The organism is Deltaproteobacteria bacterium (assembly GCA_020848905.1).
Lineage (GTDB): Bacteria > Myxococcota_A > Polyangia.
The window spans coordinates 1-18,596 of record JADLHG010000002.1; the positions used below are offsets into that span (position 1 = coordinate 1).

Genomic DNA, 18,596 nt, shown 5'->3' on the forward strand with positions numbered 1-18,596 from the left:
CCTCCGAGCAGCTGACCCTTACGATTCCGCCCAAATAGCGAGGAGGTGCAGTGTGAAGCGTTCTTCAGCACGTACGCGAGGGCGGCCTTCACCTCGCTCGGGGTCTTCAGGATGTGCTGATGGTAGCGGTCCCGAAAGACCCGTCCCTTGCGGCCCACGGTGCGGTTCAGCGCGTGCGCGAGGCGAATCGCCAGCGCCCGCAGCCCCTTCATGAGCACGCCCCGGTCCTTGGCCTCCGTCACCAGGTGCAGATGGTTCTTCTGGATCGAGTAGTGGGCGAGGTTCAGGCCGAACCGCCCCGCCGACTTCACGAAGGCCTTCTCGATCGCGCGTAGCTGCTTCTTGCTCCGCAGGTTCGGTAGCCCGTCCACGACCTTCATCGTGACGTGCACCGGGAATCGGCTCGCCAGGAGCGGTCGCTCCCGATGCGGCAGCCCGCTCCCCGGCTGCTTCTTCCTCCCCGCGCCCTCTCGCTTCCCGCCCCACCCGGTCGCCTCCCGCATAGGCAACGGAAGCTGTTTCGCAAAACCCGCCGGAAGCCGACTGCCCGAGGGCCGGTCATCTCCCGAGGAGGATTTACGTTTGCGTGCCAGCATGAATAAGGCTAATATTAGCAAAACGCCGGCCTGACGTCAAGTCCGTGTCCTTGCATGAACAAGAAAAGAGACCAAGAACAAGAATGCGCTCCCCGCCGCACCGATCCGTCCCGTCGCCCGCGTGCGCCCACGACCGCCCGCGCTCTCGCCCGCCTCCCGTCGCCAGCCATCCTCCCCGTGCCACCGATCCGCCCCGTCCGCCCGCGTGCGCCCACGACCGCCGTCTCTCGGTGTCCCCCGCTGCAATCAGCTGTCCCGCGTCCGAGCTGCGGCGCGATACCTCACTCCGCTCGCGGCGGCACGAGCAGGACGCCTTGGGTCGCTCCCTGGAGCACCTGGCGGGGAAGGTCGGTCAGGCCGAAGAGGGATCGCCGCTCGGGACCTGCGAGGCCGAGGATGATGAGATCGTGTTGGCCCTGACGGGCCTCGGTGAGGATCCCCTCGGTGGGAGTGGCAGCGCGGCCTACGAGCACGTCGCAGCTCACGTCGAGGGCGCGCAGCGTGGCGGCGGCGCGTTCGAGGTGCGACTGGACGATCGGGCCGGGTTCGTCGGGGGCGCGCGCGACGTAGAAGAGCGTGGCATGGGCGCGGAGGCGTCGCGCGAGCCAGCCGCCGAACTGCACGTCCAGCTTCCCCGGCTCGCCGGCGGCGGTGCAGATGAGGAGGCGCTCCACGGAGGTGCGTTCCCCCTTGGCCACGAGGAGCGGCACGCCCGCCCGCTCGGCCACCGCCGTCACGGTGGCGCCCCAGCGCGCGGGGCGACGGACGCGCCGCCCGGGCTCGCCGAAGATGAGCAGGTCGAACTGGCCACGCGCCTGCAGGTCAAGGATGCGCTCCGGGACGTCGCCTTCGGCCAGCTCCAAGGCCACCTTGAGCAGCCCGGAGGCGCGCTGGCGCTCCTGCAGCCGGGTCCGTAGAGCGTCCTGGCGCGACCCGCTCCCCACGGCGAGGAGCACTCCCTCGGCGTCGAGGGCGGCCACGAGGCGCGCTCCGAGGGAAAGGTGCGCGACCGGTCCCTCTCCGGGGTCGCAGATGAGGACGCGCGGCTGGGGGCGGCGGAGCATCACGTGCCATCCGCGCAGGTAGACCCACCAGTCCTCCGCGGCGAGGGGATCGTCTCCGCGAACGAGCGCGTCCACGAGCAAGCCCTCCTCGCCGAAGGGGAGGGCCGGGGCGATCTGGCGCGTCTCGGCCAGGTGCGGCAGGCGCAGGCGGACGCGCTGGTGCGCCCCGACGAAGGTCCGCTCGACCACGACCCCCTTGCCGAGGACCGGCCGGTCGTCGGGGGGCGATTCCATCGCCAGGCCGACCTGCTCCGGCCGGAAGAGGAGCTGTACCGTGGTCCCCTTGTCCCGCGGGACCTCGGCCGGGAAGGGAATGCGGACGGAGCCGAAGTGGGCCTCTCCGTCGCGGATCGCCCCGACCAGCACCGTTCCCTCGCCGAGAAAGGTGGCCACCGCGTGGGTGCGCGGTCGGCTGTAGAGCTTCTCGCAGGGGCCGACCTCGAGCAGGCGGCCACGCTCCACGATGCCGATCTGGTCGGCGAGCTCGAAGGCCTCCTCCTGATCGTGTGTGACGAGGACGGTGGTCACGCCGAGGCGATTCTGCACCTCGCGCAGGCTCTGACGGAGCTGCCGCCGGATCTTCACGTCGAGCGCGCCGAAGGGTTCGTCGAGCAGGAGGACGCTGGGCTCGTAGGCCAGCGCCCGGGCGAGCGCCACACGCTGCTGCTGTCCGCCCGAGAGCTGGTGGGCGAAGCGGCCGCCGAGGCCCGAGAGGTCGACGAGGTCGAGGAGCTCCTCGGACCGCCGGGCGCGCGCCGCCGCGGGTGTCTTGTGGATGCGCATGCCGAACTCGATGTTCTCGGCCACGCTCATGTGACGAAAGATGGAGTAGTTCTGGAAGACGAACCCCACCCCGCGCTCCTGGGGGGGCAGCGCCGTGACGTCCCGGCCGTGGAGCACGATGCGGCCGCTGTCGGCGGCGGTCAGGCCGGCGATGATGCGCAGGAGCGTGCTCTTGCCGCTGCCGCTGGCGCCGAGGAGCACGAAGAGCTGACCGTCGGGGATCTCGACCGAGACGTGGTCGAGGACCAGCAGGGCTCCCTGGCGCTTGGTGATCTGTTCGACGACGATGGACATGGCTTGTCGCTAGTGCCCCGCCTTGTCCCGCCGGCCGGTGAAGCGCAGGAGCACGAGGAAGATCAGGAAGGAGAGGACCGCCAGCACGGCGGCCACGGCGTTCGCGCCGGCCACGTTGCCCGCCTCGAACTGCGCGAAGATGTAGAGGGGGGCGGTCTGCGTGCGCAGGCGGAGGTTGCCGGAGACCATCACGGTCGCGCCGAACTCGCCGAGCGAGTGGGCGAAGGTGAGGAGAGAGCCGGTAAAGATGCCTCCGCGCAGCGCCGGCAGCACCACGTGGCGGAAGGTCTGCCAGCGGCTCGCCCCCATCGTGTAGGCCGCCTCTTCGTAGGTGGTCTCGAACTCGTCGAGCAGCGGCTTCACCGCCCCGAGCATGTACGGGAAGGTGACGAAGATGTGCGCGAGCAGGACGCCGACGGGGGTGAACATGGGCTGCAGGCCGAGGGGCTCGAGCGCCAGACCGAGGAGGCCGATGGGGCCCCAGAGGAGCAGGAGCGAGGTGCCGACCACCACCGTCGGAATGGCCACCGGCAGGTTGACGATGATGCCGAGCGACCGTTCCCCGGGGAAGCGGTACTTGGCCAGCACGTAGGCCGCGTAGGTGCCGAGCACCGCGTTGACCGCGGAGGTGACGATGGCGATGAGGATGCTGAAGCGGAGCGCGTACTGCGCGTCGGGGCTCCGCAGTGCGTCGAGAAACGCCCCGAGGCCGCCGCGGAAGGCGAAGATGAAGACCGACGCGAGCGGCATGAGCAGGATCGGGAGCAGCACCAGCACGAGGAGCCCGACGGGGACGAGGGCGCGACCCGGCCGAGCGGGGCTGCTCGGGACTCCGCTCATCGGCCGAGCTCCTTGAGCACCTGCTGCCGCCAGAGGGTGTCCACGATCTCGCGTTTGATGTGCGGCCAGCCCCCGTAGTCGCGTGCCCCGAAGGGGTCCGCGATGGCCACGAAGGGCGGTCGGCGGCTCTGGTCGAGCTCGGGCAGCACGCTGCGGAAGCCGTGCTCGACGAAGAGGCGCTGGGCGTGCTCGCTGAAGACGAAGTCCACGAAGGCCCGGACGAGCGGGCGATCGGCTGCTTTCGTGCGCTGCGGGACGAGGACGAGCGTGTGTTCGCTGAGCACGGTGCTGCGCGGGTAGACGATCTCGCCGTGCAGGCGGCCGCGGGCCTGGTCGTAGAGGAGCTCCTGTTCGTAGGTGACGAGCGCGTCGCCGAAGCCGTTATCGAACTGGGTCCGGGCGCCGCGGGCAGAGCTCGACTGGGCCACCACGTTGCGCCAGAGCCCGAGGAGGAGATCGTGGCCGGCACGCGGGTTGCGGCGGTCGCTGCGCACGGCGGCTCCGTACTCGGCGAGGAGCGCCCACGTCGCGGCTCCCGAGGTGAGCGGGTCGGGATGCACGACCCGGACCCCCGGACGGGTGAGGTCCGCGAAGTCGCGGATGCGGAGCGGGTTGCCGGGGCGCACGAGGATCACGAAGGGGGTGCGGTTCACCACCCCCCCGTGGGGGAGCGCGCGCCAGCTCCCCGGGGCGATCACCTTGGCGCGGGCGAGCCGCTCGGCGTCCAGTTCCAGGGAGAGCAGCGCCACCTGGGCCGGCACGCCCATGATGATCTGATTGGTAATGGTCCCCGAGCCACCGAAGGCGCTGATGAACTCCACCCGCTCTCCGGTCTGGGCCTGCCAGCGGCGGGCGAACGCCGGGAAGATGCTCTCCTGAAAGGCCTCCCCGAGGCTGCTGAAGCCGTAGAAGACGATGGTGCGGGGGCGGGCGCCGCCGTGCACGTAGGGGAGCCAGGGCCAGACCGCGTAGAGCACGACCGCCCCGAGGAACCCGCCCCGAAGCCATGCCAACGCACGCTGGTAGAGAGGCTCCTTCACGAACGCGCCAAACCCTCCACGACCAAGGGAGAAACGATACCGCACCCCTGCCGCGGACGTCCATCGTTGGTCGCGCCGGGGGTGCGCGAGGCCAGTGGTCGGATCTGTCGGAGATAGCGGGAGAACTCGGCCGCGGAGGACGTCGCATTCGGGGCTTGAAAAAGGTGCGCGCCGGGCGTAGGTAAGGCTCCAACGAACGACGGACGTACGGGGAGGCTCGTGATGCGCAAGGTAACGTGGCTAGCGGTGACCGTGGGCGTGCTGGGGCTCTCTGCCTGCGGAGGCACGGAAGGAGAACCCGAGGTGGCGTCTGCGCCGCGGGGCGTGGTTCCCCCGCGCGGCATCGGAAAGTTCGACGGCACGGACTCCTGCAAGGGGATCTGCGGCAAGAAGGCCCCCGCGGGGTGCTGGTGCGACGAGAGCTGCGCGAAGTACGGCGACTGCTGCAAGGACAAGGTCCAGCAGTGCTCCGCGCCGACGCCCACGCCGACCCCGAAGGCGAGCTGCACGGGCGTCTGCGGCAAGAAGTCGGCGGACGGCTGCTGGTGCGACGAGGGCTGCGCCAAGTACGGCGACTGCTGTCCCGACAAGGCGACGACCTGCGCCGCGACCTCCGAGTGCCCGAAGCTCGCCCCGCCGGCGCCCAGCTTCTGCCCGAACGGCAAGGTCGTGCCGACCCTGGATGCGGCCGGCAAGTGCGTGACCGGCTACGTCTGCCTGGCGATCACCACCGACAAGAAGAGCTACACGGCCGGACAGGCCGTCGTCGTCTCGTTGAAGAACGTGACCCAGAAGAGCGTGTTCCTCGGCGGCTGCTCCGTGTTCGGCTGGGAGAAGCAGGAGAAGGGCGCCTGGCAGAGCTCGGGCCCCGATCACATCTGCGTGTGGGAAGGGCTGGCCGGCGAGCTGAAGCCGGGCAAGACCCACACCGAGACGCTCGCGTCCAAGGGCGCCGGCACCTGGCGCATCAGCGCGGGTTACGGGGTCGGCTGTCTGACGGGCAAGGCGCTCAGCCAGGCCCAGTGCGCGAGCAGCGACGTGACCTTCTCGGCGCCCTTCACCGTCGGCGCGGCGGTCACGTGCCACAAGGGGGGCTGCAGCGGGCAGGTCTGCTCCCCGATCCCCGACGTCGTCACGACCTGCGAGTGGCTGCCCTGGTACGCGTGCACGCAGCAGACCGACTGCGGCGCCCACGGCCCGAACGGCACCTGCGCGTGGAACCCGACCCCCGCTTTCAAGCAGTGCATGGCCCAGAACGGCGGGCCGCAGTAGCGTCGCGCCGGGGCCTTCGAGCCCTCAGCCTCGGCCGCGCCGCGGTCGCGTTTCTCGCCCCCGACCGGGCCCCCTGCTATCCCTGAAGCGTGAGCCAAGCGGCCGGCAAGACGCTCCGCCAGCGCCTCGTCGCGCTGCTTCCCCTCGTCCTCGTGGCCGCGGTGCTCTTCGTCGCGTGGTGGTGGGCCGGTCCGCGCCTGACCTGGCAGACCGCGCCGACGCTGAACCTGCGCGTGCTGCTCGTCGACTACACGGTGCCCTTCGACGACTACAAGGAGCACCTCGCGGCGACGTGGCTCCTGAACCACGCGAAGGTGCCGTCCCCGGTGCCGGGCAAGCTCTGGGACGTGGCGCGTGACTACGTGGGTTACTATCCGGACCGACGCCGCCAGCCGGTGCGCCTGGCCCAGCTCCCCGCGCTCGACGCCCACCTGATCTTCATCACCGACACCTACGGGGTCTACCGCGACGACCTGAAGGACGTGGCCAAGAAGCAGGCCCACATGGACTACAACCCGGTCGTCTTCGGCGGGCTCTCCGTCGAGGACGCGCGCCGGCTGGACGTGTACGCGCGCGCGGGCGGCCACCTGATCACCGAGTTCAACAGCTTCTGCGACCCGACCCCCGAGCCGGCCCGTCGCCTGATGGAGCGCGTCCTGGGCGTGCGCTGGACCGGCTGGGTCGGGCGCGTCTTCGCCGACCCGCACGACCGCGGCGACGTCCCTTACTGGCTCGCGCGCGAGTTCGCCGCGCAGTATCCGGGGGTGGAGCTCCCGCGCTACCCGGTGCTGGTGCTGGTCCACCGCGACGGGCGGCTCAGGCTCTATCCGGCCCGCTCCGAGATCGACGCCGCGCCCAAGATTCGCGTCACGGAAGACGGCCGCCGCGCCTTCGGGGAGCTGACGCAGGACGTGCCCTTCTACTACTGGTTCGCGGTGCTCGAGGCCGAGCCGAAGACCACGGTCCACGCCGAGCTCCAGCTCCCGCCGCTCGCGGGCCTGCACGCGGACGCCGCGCGACTCGGCATCCCGTCGGCCTTCCCGGTGCTCACCGAGCGCGTGCAGGGGGCGTCTCGCCGCGTCAACTTCGGCGGCGATCTGGTGGACGTGGACTTCCCCCTCCCCAAGCACTCCGTGGCCAACATCGTGGCCACGCGCGCGCAGATGTTCGAGGACCGCGGTGCCGTGAGTACCGAGCCGCACTTCTACCGTTTCTTCGCCCCCGTGCTGCTCGAACTCCTGCGCCAGATGGCGGCGGGGCGTGCCGCGGCGCGCTAGCGCGCTTTCCGGATCGAGGATTGCCAAGGCCTTCCCGGATCGGGATAATGCCGTCCTCGTGAATCCGGCCCAGCTCGTTCGGAACGCGCGCCTGGTGATCAACAAGGTCACCCAGCACTGCAACCTGAGCTGCACCTACTGCAGCGCGATGGCCGTGCGCCCCGACGGCTCCATCGACCACATCTCGGACGAGGTCTTCGACCGCGCCGTGGCGCTCTTCGTCGGCGAGACGCACCAGCCGATGATCGAGTGGCTCTTTCACGGGGGCGAGCCACTCCTGCTGCCGGCTTCGTGGTACCGCCGAGCCTTCGACCGGATCGAGCAAGTGGCCCGACGGAATCCGCGCCTGAGGCGCCTGCAGTTCGCGCTGCAGACGAACGCGGTGGCGCTCAAGGAGGAGCACCTGGAGCTCTTCGTCGAGCGCCGCTGCACGGTCTCCTCGAGCCTGGACGGCGCGCCCGAGGTGAACGACCTGCACCGGGGCAAGGGGAAGACGGCCCTCAAGAACATCGCGCGGCTGGCGGAGGCCGGGATCGGCGGGGGCGTGATCACGGTGCTCACCCCTCTCAACGTGGACCGCGTGGAGGAGCTGCTCGACTACTTCGCCGCCCACGGCGTGAACGGCGTGAAGCTGAACAACATGGTCTGCGTGGGGCGGGGCGAGGAGCAGTCGGGGATCTCCGCCGAGCAGTTCGCGCGCGCGCAGTTCCGGTACGTCGAGCGCGTCGCACGCCTCGGTCGGGTGGACCTGCTCAGCCGTGAGCTGCAATCCGTCGTCGAGGAGTTCGTCGCGGGCCCCGACCGGGTCGTGGACCGGCAGACCTGTTACAGCTACGAGTGCGCGGCCGGACGCTACTTCTTCGGCGTCGAGAGCACGGGAGACGTCTTTCCCTGTGGCCGCGGCGCCGACACCAAGGCCTTCCGGCTCTTCAACGTGATGGAGCGCGAGGTGGAGGCGGCCGGGCCAAAGGCCGCGCTTCACACCCTGCACCACAAGGACCCCTGGTACGTACGCTGCTTCGGCTGCAGCGCGAAACGCATCTGCACCTTCGGCTGCCCGGCCTTCGAATACGAGAACCTGCCCGAGCGCGAGCTGCAGTGCGCGTCCACCAAGGCGCTCTACCGGCTGCTCGAGGAGAACCCGGCGGTGGCCCAGGCCGCGGCGCTCGCCTTCCGAGCCGCCGCTCCCGCGTCGCCGCTTCCGCTCGGCATCTCCGTCGAACAGAAGGCGCCCGAGCTCGCAACCGATTCCCCGAAGACCCTGTCCCAGACCCAGCCAACCCCGTAACGCGGAGAGAGAGAACATGGCCATCCTGAGAAGCCTCGACGGTAAGTTCTTCGACGTGCCCGACGATCAGCTCGAGAAGTACGCGCTGCCCGCCGAGAAGGTGCAGCAGCTCGGCGGACCGATGGAGGGCCCGATGGGGCACGGCCCCGAGCTGCCGGGTCACATCACGATCAACCTCAACTTCGGCGCGCCGCCGCAGATGGGGCGGCCGGCGGGTGGGGCGCCGCAAGAGGACGTGCAGGGGCACGGCAGCGGCGGCTACTACGTCAACTACTACTACAACACCTATTCGGCCTCGTACCGGAACCGGTAGCCGAAGGGCGGCGGCGTCTCCCGACGGGTCGTTGGCCTCGTCGGGAGGTCGCGGCGACCATCCATGCGCACGCTGATCGTCTCGAAGGTCAACCTCCGCGAGAAGTTCGAGCGGCTCGTCACGGATTTCGACGTGCTCAAGCAGCTCGTGCAGACCCAGGGGATCTACATCGCGCTCCTGGCGCAGGTGGTGGACCGCATCGACGCCGATGACGCCGCGATCTTCCTGCTCAACGCGCCGGAGGAGTGCCTGGAGGTGGTGCTCGACCGGCGGCCGGAGCGGCAGGGCTTCGTGGGATTCAAGCAGCCCACGAACCGCGGCATCGTCTCGATGGTCCTCTGGAACGAGCACGGGATCAGTCTGGCCAACGTGTCGGCGCACGAGATGTTTGACGACACGGCGGACCGGACGCACGGCTATCGGACGCGGGCCATGATGGCCTTGCCGCTCGTCGTCCACGGCCGCGTGGTGGGCGTGCTCAGCGCCGTGAACAAGCGGAGCGCGCCGGCGTTTTCCGACGACGACATGAACGCCCTGGCCACCATCGCGTCGGCGCTGGGACACGTCCTGCGGTCGCAGCTCGTCGAAAAACTCGTAGAGCTGTAGCTCCGGAGGCGAGCCGTCCTTCCCATGCGCAGCCGCCCGTGATGGACCTATCCGCCGTGACCCCCGCGGGCTTTCTGCAGGCCGGCGAGCTCGACGTCTCCCGCTTCACCGGGGCCGGCGTGCGCGTCGCGGTCGTGGATTCGGGGGTGGACAACACGCATCCGGCGATCGGCGGGCGCATCCGCGGCGGCGCCGTGGTGGACCGATTCGAGGACTACGTCGTCGTAGGCGAGTACGACAGCCGGGACCTCTTCGGGCACGGCACCGCGGTGGCCAGCATCGTGCTCGACGTGGCCCCTGGCGCCGAGGTGCACAGCGTGCGCGTGCTGGGGACGAACCTCGCGTCCCGCTCGGAGATCATCCTGCAGGGGCTGCGCTGGGCCATCGACCAGGGCTTCCACGTCATCAACTGCAGCTTCGGCACCTGCAACCTGGCCTACATGAGCGAGTACAAGGAGGTCGTGGACCTCGCGTACTGCCGGGACGTGGTGGTGACGGCCGCTTGCAACAACAACGACTTCGCCGTGCGCGAGCTGCCGTCGGCCTTTCCGGCGGTGGTGGCGGTGGACTATCTGCGCGGCCAGGTCGACGACCCGCTCACCCTCTACCGGCGACGTGGGCAGCTCGTGGAGTACGTGGCCCGGGGGGCGAACCTCCAGCTCCCATGGCTGAACCACAAGGTCACCACCACGAGCGGCAGCAGCTTCGCCACGCCGCACGTCACGGGGATCGTCTGCCGCCTCCTCGAGCGCTATCCGGGGCTGCGCCCCTTCGAGGTCAAGACGCTGCTGCACCACCTCGCCGACCCCTTGCCGGAGCCGCGAGGCCCATGACCGCCAACCGTCGGCGCGCGGCCCGCCAGAATCTCTGGCGCGGCTTCGCCTTCCTGCGCCCGTTCGTCGCCCTGACGGTGGTGACCTTTCTCGTGGCGGCGGCGATCCAGGTCCTGCCGATCGTCTCCGTCGCGCTCTATCAGCGCTTCTTCCAGTCGCTCCAGCAGGAGTTCCAGCGCGGAGGCGCGGACCTCGGGGCGCTCCTGGCCCGGCCGGAGGTGCTCGTCGTCTTCGGCCTGCTCCTCGGCATTCTGCTCGTCACCCCGGCCCTGCGCTTCGTGCACCAGTACGTCAATCGCGCGCTCGAGGTGCGGGTGCTGGCGAACATCCGGCAGCGCCTCTACGAGCACGTGCAGAGCCTCTCGATGGGGGCCTTCGCGCGAGGCAGGACCGGCACGCTGATGCGCCGCGTGATGCAAGAGCCCGAGGCGGTGCGCCAGGTGCTCACCGAGGTCGCGCTCTTCCCGGCCATCGACGTGGTGGTGCTCGCGGCCGTGGTGGTCTACCTGCTGCGGCAGAACGTCTGGCTTACCGTGATCCTCGTGGCCTGCATTCCGATCTACATGGTGGTCTTCCTCGTGACCAACCGGCGCTTGCAGGTCCACGCCGAGGAGCTCCGCGACGCCGAGCGAGATCTGAACGCCACCATCGAGGAGACGATCAACGGCATCGCGGACATCCAGCTCTTCAACGGCGAGGCGCGGCGGTCGGCCGAGTTCGAGGAGCTGCAGCAGCGCAGCACGCGGAGCCACCTGCTCCTCACCAAGTGGTTCGGCATCTCGGGGGAGGGGGCGATGACCATCAACACCCTCGGTCGCCTGGCGATGCTCGGCGCGGGGTTCTGGATGCTGACCCGCGGGCGACTGCACTTCGATCAGCTCTTCGCCTTCTTCGCGCTCTCGTCGATGCTCTTCGAGCCGGCGCTGCGCCTCGTGGGGGTGAACAACCTCTACCACTCGCTCATCCCGGTGCTCGAGGGGACCTGGGAGCTCCTCGCGGAGCGACCCGAGGTGACCGATCGGGCCACGGCGCGGGCGCTCGACCACGACCCCACGCGGATCACCTTCGAGAGGGTGGAGTTCTCCTACGGGCCCGAGGAGCCGGTGCTGCGCGGCCTCGACTTCGAGCTCGTGCGGGGTCAGGTGACGGCGCTCGTGGGACCCATCGGCTGCGGGAAGTCGACCACCTTCAACCTGCTTCTCCGGTTCGTGCAGGCGCAGCGCGGGCACGTCCTGCTCGACGGTACGAACCTGGTGGACTTCACCATCCAGAGCGTGCGCCAGCGCGTCTCGCGGCTGAGCCAGTTCCCCGTCTTCTTCCGCGAGAGCATCCGCGAGAACATCCGATTCTCGCGCCCCGAGGCGAGCGACCTCGAGGTGGAGGAGGCGGCGCGTCTGGCCCACGTGCACGAGATCATTCGGGAGCGAATCGACGGCGGGTACGACGCGCCGATCACGGCCCAGTTTCCTTCGGGGGGGCAGAAGAGACTCATCGCGCTCGCCCGCTGCTTCCTGCGGCGGCCGGCGGTGCTGCTCCTCGACGAGCCGACGGCCAACCTGGACCTGCACGAGAAGGAGCTGCTGAAGGGCGTGATCCGGGAGTACGCGCGCGACGCGATGGTGGCGATCATCGACCACGACCTGGCCTTCATCGCCGACGTGGCCGACCGCGTCCTGGTCATGGACGAAGGCCGGGTGGCGGAGCAGGGGACGCCCGCCGAGCTCCTCGCGCGGGGAGGGCTCTACGCGCGACTCCAGGTCCTTGCGGGGGCCGAGCGGGAGCCGTCAGGCGTGCAGGACCTTCGTGAGGAGTAGTGCCGCGGTGCCGAGCGCCACGAGGATCCGGTAGTAGCCGAAGACCCCGAGGCCGCGGCGCTTCAGGTACGAGACCATCCAGGCCACGGCGAGCACGGCCGAGAGCGCGGCCACGCCGAAGCCGATGGCCGGGGTAACCCAGCCGTAGATCGCGAGCAGCTCCTTGCCGTGCTTCAGCGCCGAGTAGCTCGAGGCGGCGCCGAGGGTCAGGACCCCGAGGAGGAAGCTGAACTCCACGGCCGCCCCGGTGCTGAGCCCCATCAGCACGCCGCCCACGATCGTCACGAGGCTCCGGCTGGTACCGGGCCACATGGCGAGGCACTGCGCCACTCCGATGACCACGGCCTTCTTCCAGGTGAGGGCCGTCAGGTCGGCGGCCTCGCGCTCCTTCGCCTCGGAGCGGCGTCCGCGAGCCAGCGCCAGGATCGCCGCGCCGCCGACGAACCAGGCGCCGACCACGGGCCAGAGGCCGAGGAGGTGCCGTTCGATGAGGTCGTCGAAGAGCAGCCCGAGGATCGCGGCGGGCACGAATGCGGCGATCAGATTCAGCCCCAGGCCGAGGCCGTCGCGGTCGCGGCCGGCGAAGCCGAGGAGGACCTGCTTCACGCGCCCGAGGTAGAGGCCGAGCACGGCCACGATCGCGCCGAGCTGGATGCAGATGGCGTAGGCGTCGGCGGCCTGCTTGTCCTCGGGGGTCGCGCCGATCCCCATGGCCCGCTGGGCGAGGAGCAGGTGCCCGGTGCTGCTCACGGGGAGGTATTCCGTGATTCCCTCCACGAGCCCGAGCACGACGGCCTGGGTGGCGCTCATGCGGTGCGCGGGGACGGCCACGCGTTCGGGCGAAGCGGCTGCCGCCCACGCCGAGAGAGCCCACGGCGCGACGGTCAGGCCCACGAGCAGGCAGGTGACGAGAGGGCGAAGCCGGGCCACGCGTTTCATGGGGCGGCACTATCGACGCGTCGGAAAAAATCCGCAACCCGTCGAAGGGGCGTTGCGCGAGGGGCTACCGGGCCTTACCCAGCGCGGGCGGCGTCGATGCGTGCGCGGGCGGCGTCGAGGCGCGCGTAGAGCTCGAGGAGCCCCGCGGTGCGGGCGCGTGGGCGCCAGGCTTCGATCTCGGCCAGGATCTGCTGGTAGATCTCGTGCACCTCGCGCTCGCGCTCCTGGCGCGCGGCGCGGTGGTGCGTGACCTGCGTGTCCAGCTCGCGGATCTGCGTGCCTCGCTCCTCGAGCACCTCCTGCGTGCGGCGCGTGAGGACCCCGATCTGGAAGGTCAGGTCGTCCACGGCGGACTGCAGCGCGGCGGCCTGGTCGGGCGCGGCCTGGAGCTGCCCCTGTACCTTGGCCCGGTCCATGCGCAGATCCATGATCGCCGTGCGGAGCCGCTTCTCCTTCTGTCCGTAGTCGAAGCGCAGCCGGTCGAAGCCCTGCTCGGTGAGCGCGATCGTGCCCGTCAGGCCGACGAGCTCCTCCTCGGCTACGAGCAGCCGCCCGAGCGCCTCCGCCGTCTGCGGGGGACAGAGGGCCGCCTGCACGAGGGCCATCGCGAGCTCGCGCAGCACCAGGTGGAACTCCTCGCGGAGCTGCTCGCTCTGCGGCTGGCCGGGCTGGCTGGTGAGCTGCATCCCGCGACCGCTCACGGCGAGCGGCCGCGGCGCCGTGGCGGGGAAGGTTCCCGAGACCAGGCTCGGGTTCAGGCCGGTCGCGCCCGTCGGCGTGGGGTCGGGCGTCTGGCCCGCGGGACGGAAGCTCCCCGCGATCTCGGCCGCCATCCCCACGAGCAGGTTCTGAACCCTGAGGAGGTCCTGGCAGAGCTCGGCCCCGGTCTGGTAGCGCTCGTCGGGATCCTTCGCGAGGCAGCGCAGGATCAGCCCGTCGAGCGCGGCCGGCACCGGGAGGTCCCTGAGCTTGGTGGAGGGCGGGGCGGCCGGCTCCTTCAGGTGGGCCTTGATCACCTCCATCGGGTGCTTGCCCACGAACGGCGGGTCGCCCGTGATGAGCTCGTAGGCGATGCACCCGACCGAATAGATGTCCGAGCGGCCGTCGAGCTCCTGGGCCTGCGCTTGCTCGGGGGACATGTACTCGGCGGTGCCGAAGATCTGACCCTGCAGCGTGATGCGGTCGTCGTTCTCCTGCGGGCCGAAGAGCTTGGCCACGCCAAAGTCGAGGATCTTCACCACGTCGCGGCGGCGGCGCTTCTCGGTGAGCAGGATGTTCTGGGGTTTGAGGTCCCGGTGCACCACTTGCACGTCGTGCGCGCAATCCAGCGCATCGGCGAGCTGCACCAGGATCGGCAGGGCGCGGTTCAGCGGCAGACGGCGCTGGTGCCCGAGCACCTCGTCCATCCCGACCCCCTTGAGAAACTCCATCACCAGGTAGACCGGGCCGTTGTCGAGCTGGCCGAAGTCGAAGAGCGTGACCACGTTCGGGTGGTCGATGCGCGATGCGGCGATCGCCTCGCGCCGGAATCGCCCGACGAACTCGGCCGACTTGGCAAGCGAGGGCTTCAGCACCTTCACCGCGAACTGACGCGGCAGGACCGTGTGGCTGGCCAGGTAGACGGTGCCCATCGCGCCGCGCCCCGCGACCTCGAGGAGCTGGAAGCGACCGCCGAGCACCTGCCCGATCAGGGGATCCGGCTCCACGGGAGGGAGGCCGCCGGCCGTGTTCGAATGTGGTGCCATGGATGCCTATTCTCATAAACCGGGGCGCGCAGATTGTCACGCCGGGAGTCTGCACGAAGGGCGCGACGGGAGACGGAAGAGTCGGTATTCTGGGGCGCATGGAAAATAGCCAGGGTCGACGAGACCGGACCGATACGGCACACGTTCAGGACGTCCTCTTCGGTGAGGCCGCCCTCGAGATGAAGGTGCTGTCGAACCAGCAAGTGGCCGAGTGCATGCTCCAGCTCCAGCGGGAAGGCGCCAAGCGTCGCATCGGCGAGATCGCGCAGGAGCGGGGCTTTCTGAATCCCGAGCAGGTGCGGCAGGTCATGCTGCACCAGGCGGTGCTGCTGCGCCGAATGCAGGCCGAGGCGGCGCTCTTCGGGCACATCGCGCAGCAGCTCAAGCTCATGTCCCGCGACCAGGTGGGAGAGTGCCTCGCGTTGCAAAAGCAGAGCGTGCAGTCCCGTCGGATCGGGGACCTGGCCCAGGAGCGGGGCTATCTGCGCCCCGACCAGGTCAAGCTCGTGCTGCAGCATCAGGTGGAGATGACCGGTCGGATGGCCGCGGAGGCGAATTCCTTCGGGCAGCTCGCGATCCAGCTCGGCCTGATGACGCGCGAGCAGGTCAACGAGTGCGTGACCCTGCAGAAGCAGGAGGGGACGGTGCGGCGCATCGGCGAGCTCTGCGTCGAGCGAGGCTACCTGCGCCCCGACCAGGTGACGATGGTGCTGCAGCAGCAACAGGCGCTGCAGCGCCGGGGCGATCCGCCGCGCGCCGAGGCGCAGGCTCCCGCACCCGCGCCGTCGCAGCCCGCGCCGTCACAGCCAGCGCCGTCTGTGCAAGCGCCGCCCGCGCAGGCCACGCCCTCCTCGGCGCAGACCCCGCGGATCGCCGGAACTCCGTCGCAGGGGAGCCCGCGACTGGCCGAGCCGCCGCCGCGCGCCGCGCCCGAGCCCCAGCCGCAGTCGCAGCGTCGCCCGCACGTCGCGACGGGAGGCAACCTGCGCTACGACGACGGGGCCGAGCCGCGCATCAATCGCATGCTGCGCCAGATGATCGAGCTCAAGGCGAGCGACCTGCACCTCTCGTCGCACACGGTGCCCCTCCTCCGCAAGGACGGCAGCATGAAGCCGCTCGCGGACCAGCCGCTGAGCGATGCCGAGCTGCGCAGCTTGCTGATGGAGATCATCCCCGAGCGCTGTCAGAAGGAGTTCGACGAGACGGCGGACGCGGACTTCGCGCACGCCATCGAGGGGCTCGCGCGCTTTCGCGCCAACTACTTCGTGGATCGCAAGGGGATCGGCGCCGTGTTCCGGCAGATCCCGTTCCAGATCCTGACCCCGGAGCAGCTCGGGATTCCGCCCAAGGTGCTGGACCTCTGCTGGCTGTCGAAGGGGCTCGTGCTCGTCACGGGTCCGACGGGGAGCGGGAAGTCCACGACCCTCGCGGCGCTCATCGACTTCATCAACCGCAACCGCTCGGACCACATCATCACGATCGAAGACCCGATCGAGTTCGTGCACGAGAACAAGAAGTGCCTGGTGAACCAGCGCGAGGTGGGGACGCACACGCGGACCTTCAAGAGCGCGCTGCGGGCGGCGCTCCGCGAGGACCCGGACATCGTGCTGGTGGGCGAGCTCCGGGACCTCGAGACGATCGCCATCGCGGTCGAGACGGCGGAGACCGGACACCTCGTCTTCGGCACGCTGCACACCACCACCGCGCCGAGTACGGTGGACCGTCTGATCGATCAGTTCCCGGCCGACCAGCAGGCGCAGATCCGGGTCATGCTCGCCGAGTCCCTCCGCGGCGTGGTCGCGCAGATGCTCTGCAAGAAGATCGGTGGCGGTCGGGCGGCGGCCTACGAGATCCTGATCAGCACCCCGGCCGTGGCGAACCTGATTCGCGAGGGGAAGACCACGCAGCTCTGGAGCGTGCTGCAGACGGGCAAGAACCTCGGCATGCAGACCATGAACGACGACTTCCTGCAGCTCGTGAAGAACGGCAAGGTGGAGCCGCTCGAGGCCTACATGAAGTCGAACGACAAGCCGCGGCTGAAGGATGCCTTCGACAAGGCGGGGATCAAGCTGCCCCCCGAGGCCTTGCAGGGCACGAACCCCTGAGCCGGTGAGCGCCCGAGCGGGCGGCGGACCGAAAAGCCATCCAGCCACCCGGCTAGGGGCCCCAGACCCTAGCCGTGCGCACTGCGCGAGGGTGGATTCGAAAAGCTATCGTGGATCCACGGGCCTGCGCGACGGAGAGCGCGGCTGGCGTTGGCACTCCCCTTGCTAGTTGTCTCTCTGCGACGCGTCGAAACACCGGCCAGACGGCAGCCCCGGGTTTCCGTGAACGACGTCGAGAGGAGGCCTTGCGATGTCTCGTCATGCTCCGCGCATCACCGTGCTGGTGGCCCTGCTCTCCACGATCGGAGGAGCGCGAGTCGCGCTGGCGAAGGGCGCCACCGCGGGCGAGCCCACGCCCGAGCAGCGCTTCGTTGGGCGCTACCGGCAGCTCGTGGGGGACCCGAGCGCATTGCCCTCCCCCGTGCGGATGAAGGAGGTGCGCCAGCAGGGCTGGAGCCTCGGGCAGATCCGGGGCGTCTCCAACCTGGGCACGCGGCCGCAGATCGCGAAGGACGTGCTCGAGTTCCAGCGCGCGTTCCGGGCGTGGGTGAAGTCGGACCCACGCATCGCGGCGATCTACGAGAGCGAGCTGAAGAAGACCGACGTGGGGTCGTCGCGCTGGGCGAAGATCCAGACCCGCGTCACGGAGGTGCTGCTGGGCGGCGCCATCCTCGGGGGCGCGATCCTGGGGCGGCAGCCGCAGCTCCTCGCGGGGCTCGCCTTCCCCCTCTACTACGAGTCGATCGCGCGGGGCTTCGCGGCCGACGAGCGCAACGGCGTGTGGACGGCCCAGAAGGCGACGGTGGCCTCGGTCGTCAGGGAGGCCAAGGTTTCTCCGGCCGACCCGGAGCTCCGCGTGCGTAACGAGGTCATGGCTCCGCTCACGCGGATCGCGCGGCAGCTCGCGGTCGAGCGGCTCCAGACCGGGCGGACGACGGCGCGGCTCGGCCGCGTGGTGAGCGAGAGCCAGCTCCTCGGCAGGATCCTCGTCGACAAAGGCTTTGCGACGGTCGACCAGGTGACCGCGGCGCAGACCCAGCAAGAAGCCGAGTACAGGCAGGGCCGCGTGCCGCAGCGCCTCGGGGCGATCCTGGTCGGACAGAAGGTTCTGCGGCCGAAGCAGCTCAGCGCGGCGCTGGCCGACCTGCGGACTGCGGTGCGGGAGCAGGTCGCCCAGAACCTGGTCTCGGAGACTACGCTCCTTGGCATGCTGGCCATGAAGGCCGGACTGCTCAAGAAGGCGCAGGTCCGCACGTCCCTCGAGAAGGTCAAGGAGGGCAGTCTGGCGGCGCGTCCGGGTGCGATCTTCGTCGAGCTCGGCCTGCTTCGTCCGGGGCAGGTTCGCAAGCTGCGCGACACGCTCGAGCAGAAGCGCACCGAGGCCGCGGCGCCGCAGTCGACTGGCGACGCGCAGGGAAACGCTGCACCCACGGGAGGCGCCGATCCGGTCGTGCCGACTCCTGCCGGGTCAGGGCAGTAAGACAAGCCCCGTCGCGCCCGCGAGCCGCTCGTTCTATCCTGCTCGTCGCGCGACCGACGCCGCCTTATGGGCTCTTCGCCGGAGCGCTGCCAGGAGCGCCCCAGCTTCCCCCGTCGAACTTGTGATCGGCCCAGTTCTTCGCCGCCTCCTCGGAACGAAATGCTCCCATCGGGTGCGGGTCGAGGGACGAGTCGCCCTTGCGGCCCACGAACCAGGCGGCGTGGTCGTCGGTGTAGAGCACCACCAGCGAGCCCTGGGCGTCGCGTTTCTCTGCGCGGGGGGTGAAATGAGCCATCGTCGCGTCGCT

The 18,596-nt window shown here is 69.9% G+C and carries 16 protein-coding genes; 9 read left to right on the forward strand and 7 right to left on the reverse strand.

Features of this window, described 5'->3' with window-relative positions; translation table 11 throughout:
* The 4 genes from IT371_00145 to IT371_00160 all read right to left on the reverse strand — a co-directional run.
* Positions 1-503 (reverse strand): hypothetical protein (locus IT371_00145; protein ID MCC6746031.1); only part of this gene is annotated, 503 nt, incomplete at its 3' end.
* 374 nt (positions 504-877) lie between these two features.
* Complete coding sequence (locus IT371_00150; protein MCC6746032.1) at positions 878-2,737, reverse strand: ATP-binding cassette domain-containing protein; 1,860 nt, start codon at positions 2,735-2,737, stop codon at positions 878-880.
* Positions 2,738-2,746: 9 nt separating this feature from the next.
* On the reverse strand, positions 2,747-3,577 hold the full coding sequence (locus IT371_00155; GenBank protein ID MCC6746033.1) for an ABC transporter permease subunit: 831 nt from the start codon (positions 3,575-3,577) through the stop codon (positions 2,747-2,749).
* Positions 3,574-4,617 (reverse strand): substrate-binding domain-containing protein, encoded by a 1,044-nt coding sequence (locus tag IT371_00160; GenBank protein ID MCC6746034.1) that lies wholly within the window; start codon positions 4,615-4,617, stop codon positions 3,574-3,576. Before IT371_00160 ends, IT371_00155 begins: the two co-directional genes overlap by 4 nt.
* A gap of 222 nt (positions 4,618-4,839) precedes the next feature.
* Between IT371_00160 and IT371_00165 the strand changes: the two genes are divergently transcribed.
* The 7 genes from IT371_00165 to IT371_00195 all read left to right on the forward strand — a co-directional run bounded on the left by IT371_00165 (position 4,840) and on the right by IT371_00195 (position 12,020).
* Positions 4,840-5,889 (forward strand): hypothetical protein, encoded by a 1,050-nt coding sequence (locus IT371_00165; GenBank protein ID MCC6746035.1) that lies wholly within the window; start codon positions 4,840-4,842, stop codon positions 5,887-5,889.
* A gap of 89 nt (positions 5,890-5,978) precedes the next feature.
* Positions 5,979-7,166, forward strand: coding sequence for a hypothetical protein (locus IT371_00170; GenBank protein MCC6746036.1), 1,188 nt, complete (start codon positions 5,979-5,981; stop codon positions 7,164-7,166).
* Between the two features lie 58 nt (positions 7,167-7,224).
* A complete protein-coding gene (locus IT371_00175) occupies positions 7,225-8,454 on the forward strand; it encodes a radical SAM protein (GenBank protein MCC6746037.1) in 1,230 nt (409 codons plus the stop codon).
* A 16-nt stretch (positions 8,455-8,470) separates the two neighbouring features.
* Complete coding sequence (locus IT371_00180; protein MCC6746038.1) at positions 8,471-8,767, forward strand: hypothetical protein; 297 nt, start codon at positions 8,471-8,473, stop codon at positions 8,765-8,767.
* Positions 8,768-8,830: 63 nt separating this feature from the next.
* Positions 8,831-9,373, forward strand: a complete 543-nt coding sequence (locus IT371_00185) for a GAF domain-containing protein (protein MCC6746039.1) — start codon at positions 8,831-8,833, stop codon at positions 9,371-9,373.
* Positions 9,374-9,411: 38 nt separating this feature from the next.
* Positions 9,412-10,206: a S8 family serine peptidase gene (locus tag IT371_00190; GenBank protein MCC6746040.1), complete on the forward strand. Its 795-nt coding sequence runs from the start codon at positions 9,412-9,414 to the stop codon at positions 10,204-10,206.
* A complete protein-coding gene (locus IT371_00195) occupies positions 10,203-12,020 on the forward strand; it encodes an ABC transporter ATP-binding protein (protein ID MCC6746041.1) in 1,818 nt (605 codons plus the stop codon). The genes IT371_00190 and IT371_00195 overlap by 4 nt, the downstream gene beginning before the upstream one ends.
* Here IT371_00195 and IT371_00200 read toward each other — a convergent pair.
* Positions 11,991-12,830 (reverse strand): undecaprenyl-diphosphate phosphatase, encoded by an 840-nt coding sequence (locus tag IT371_00200; protein ID MCC6746042.1) that lies wholly within the window; start codon positions 12,828-12,830, stop codon positions 11,991-11,993. The genes IT371_00195 and IT371_00200 overlap by 30 nt on opposite strands.
* Before the next feature lie 203 nt (positions 12,831-13,033).
* Positions 13,034-14,704, reverse strand: a complete 1,671-nt coding sequence (locus tag IT371_00205) for a protein kinase (GenBank protein ID MCC6746043.1) — start codon at positions 14,702-14,704, stop codon at positions 13,034-13,036.
* A gap of 1,022 nt (positions 14,705-15,726) precedes the next feature.
* Here IT371_00205 and IT371_00210 point away from each other — a divergent pair.
* Positions 15,727-16,809, forward strand: coding sequence for a type IV pilus twitching motility protein PilT (locus IT371_00210; GenBank protein MCC6746044.1), 1,083 nt, complete (start codon positions 15,727-15,729; stop codon positions 16,807-16,809).
* 250 nt (positions 16,810-17,059) lie between these two features.
* Positions 17,060-18,289 (forward strand): hypothetical protein, encoded by a 1,230-nt coding sequence (locus tag IT371_00215; GenBank protein ID MCC6746045.1) that lies wholly within the window; start codon positions 17,060-17,062, stop codon positions 18,287-18,289.
* 64 nt (positions 18,290-18,353) lie between these two features.
* Here the strand turns inward: IT371_00215 and IT371_00220 are convergent, their stop codons facing one another.
* A complete protein-coding gene (locus IT371_00220) occupies positions 18,354-18,584 on the reverse strand; it encodes a hypothetical protein (protein ID MCC6746046.1) in 231 nt (76 codons plus the stop codon).
* Positions 18,585-18,596 lie beyond the last annotated feature (12 nt).

Excerpts from the sequence above, each read along its gene's own strand:
- IT371_00185 (MCC6746039.1), top strand. The coding sequence starts at position 8,831 with ATGCGCACGCTGATCGTCTCGAAGGTCAACCTCCGCGAGAAGTTCGAG.
- IT371_00195 (MCC6746041.1), top strand. The coding sequence starts at position 10,203 with ATGACCGCCAACCGTCGGCGCGCGGCCCGCCAGAATCTCTGGCGCGGC.
- IT371_00205 (MCC6746043.1), bottom strand. The coding sequence starts at position 14,704 with ATGGCACCACATTCGAACACGGCCGGCGGCCTCCCTCCCGTGGAGCCG.
- IT371_00150 (MCC6746032.1), bottom strand. The coding sequence starts at position 2,737 with ATGTCCATCGTCGTCGAACAGATCACCAAGCGCCAGGGAGCCCTGCTG.
- IT371_00210 (MCC6746044.1), top strand. The coding sequence starts at position 15,727 with ATGCTGCGCCAGATGATCGAGCTCAAGGCGAGCGACCTGCACCTCTCG.
- IT371_00165 (MCC6746035.1), top strand. The coding sequence starts at position 4,840 with ATGCGCAAGGTAACGTGGCTAGCGGTGACCGTGGGCGTGCTGGGGCTC.
- IT371_00220 (MCC6746046.1), bottom strand. The coding sequence starts at position 18,584 with ATGGCTCATTTCACCCCCCGCGCAGAGAAACGCGACGCCCAGGGCTCG.
- IT371_00180 (MCC6746038.1), top strand. The coding sequence starts at position 8,471 with ATGGCCATCCTGAGAAGCCTCGACGGTAAGTTCTTCGACGTGCCCGAC.
- IT371_00155 (MCC6746033.1), bottom strand. The coding sequence starts at position 3,577 with ATGAGCGGAGTCCCGAGCAGCCCCGCTCGGCCGGGTCGCGCCCTCGTC.
- IT371_00200 (MCC6746042.1), bottom strand. The coding sequence starts at position 12,830 with ATGAGCGCCACCCAGGCCGTCGTGCTCGGGCTCGTGGAGGGAATCACG.
- IT371_00215 (MCC6746045.1), top strand. The coding sequence starts at position 17,060 with ATGTCTCGTCATGCTCCGCGCATCACCGTGCTGGTGGCCCTGCTCTCC.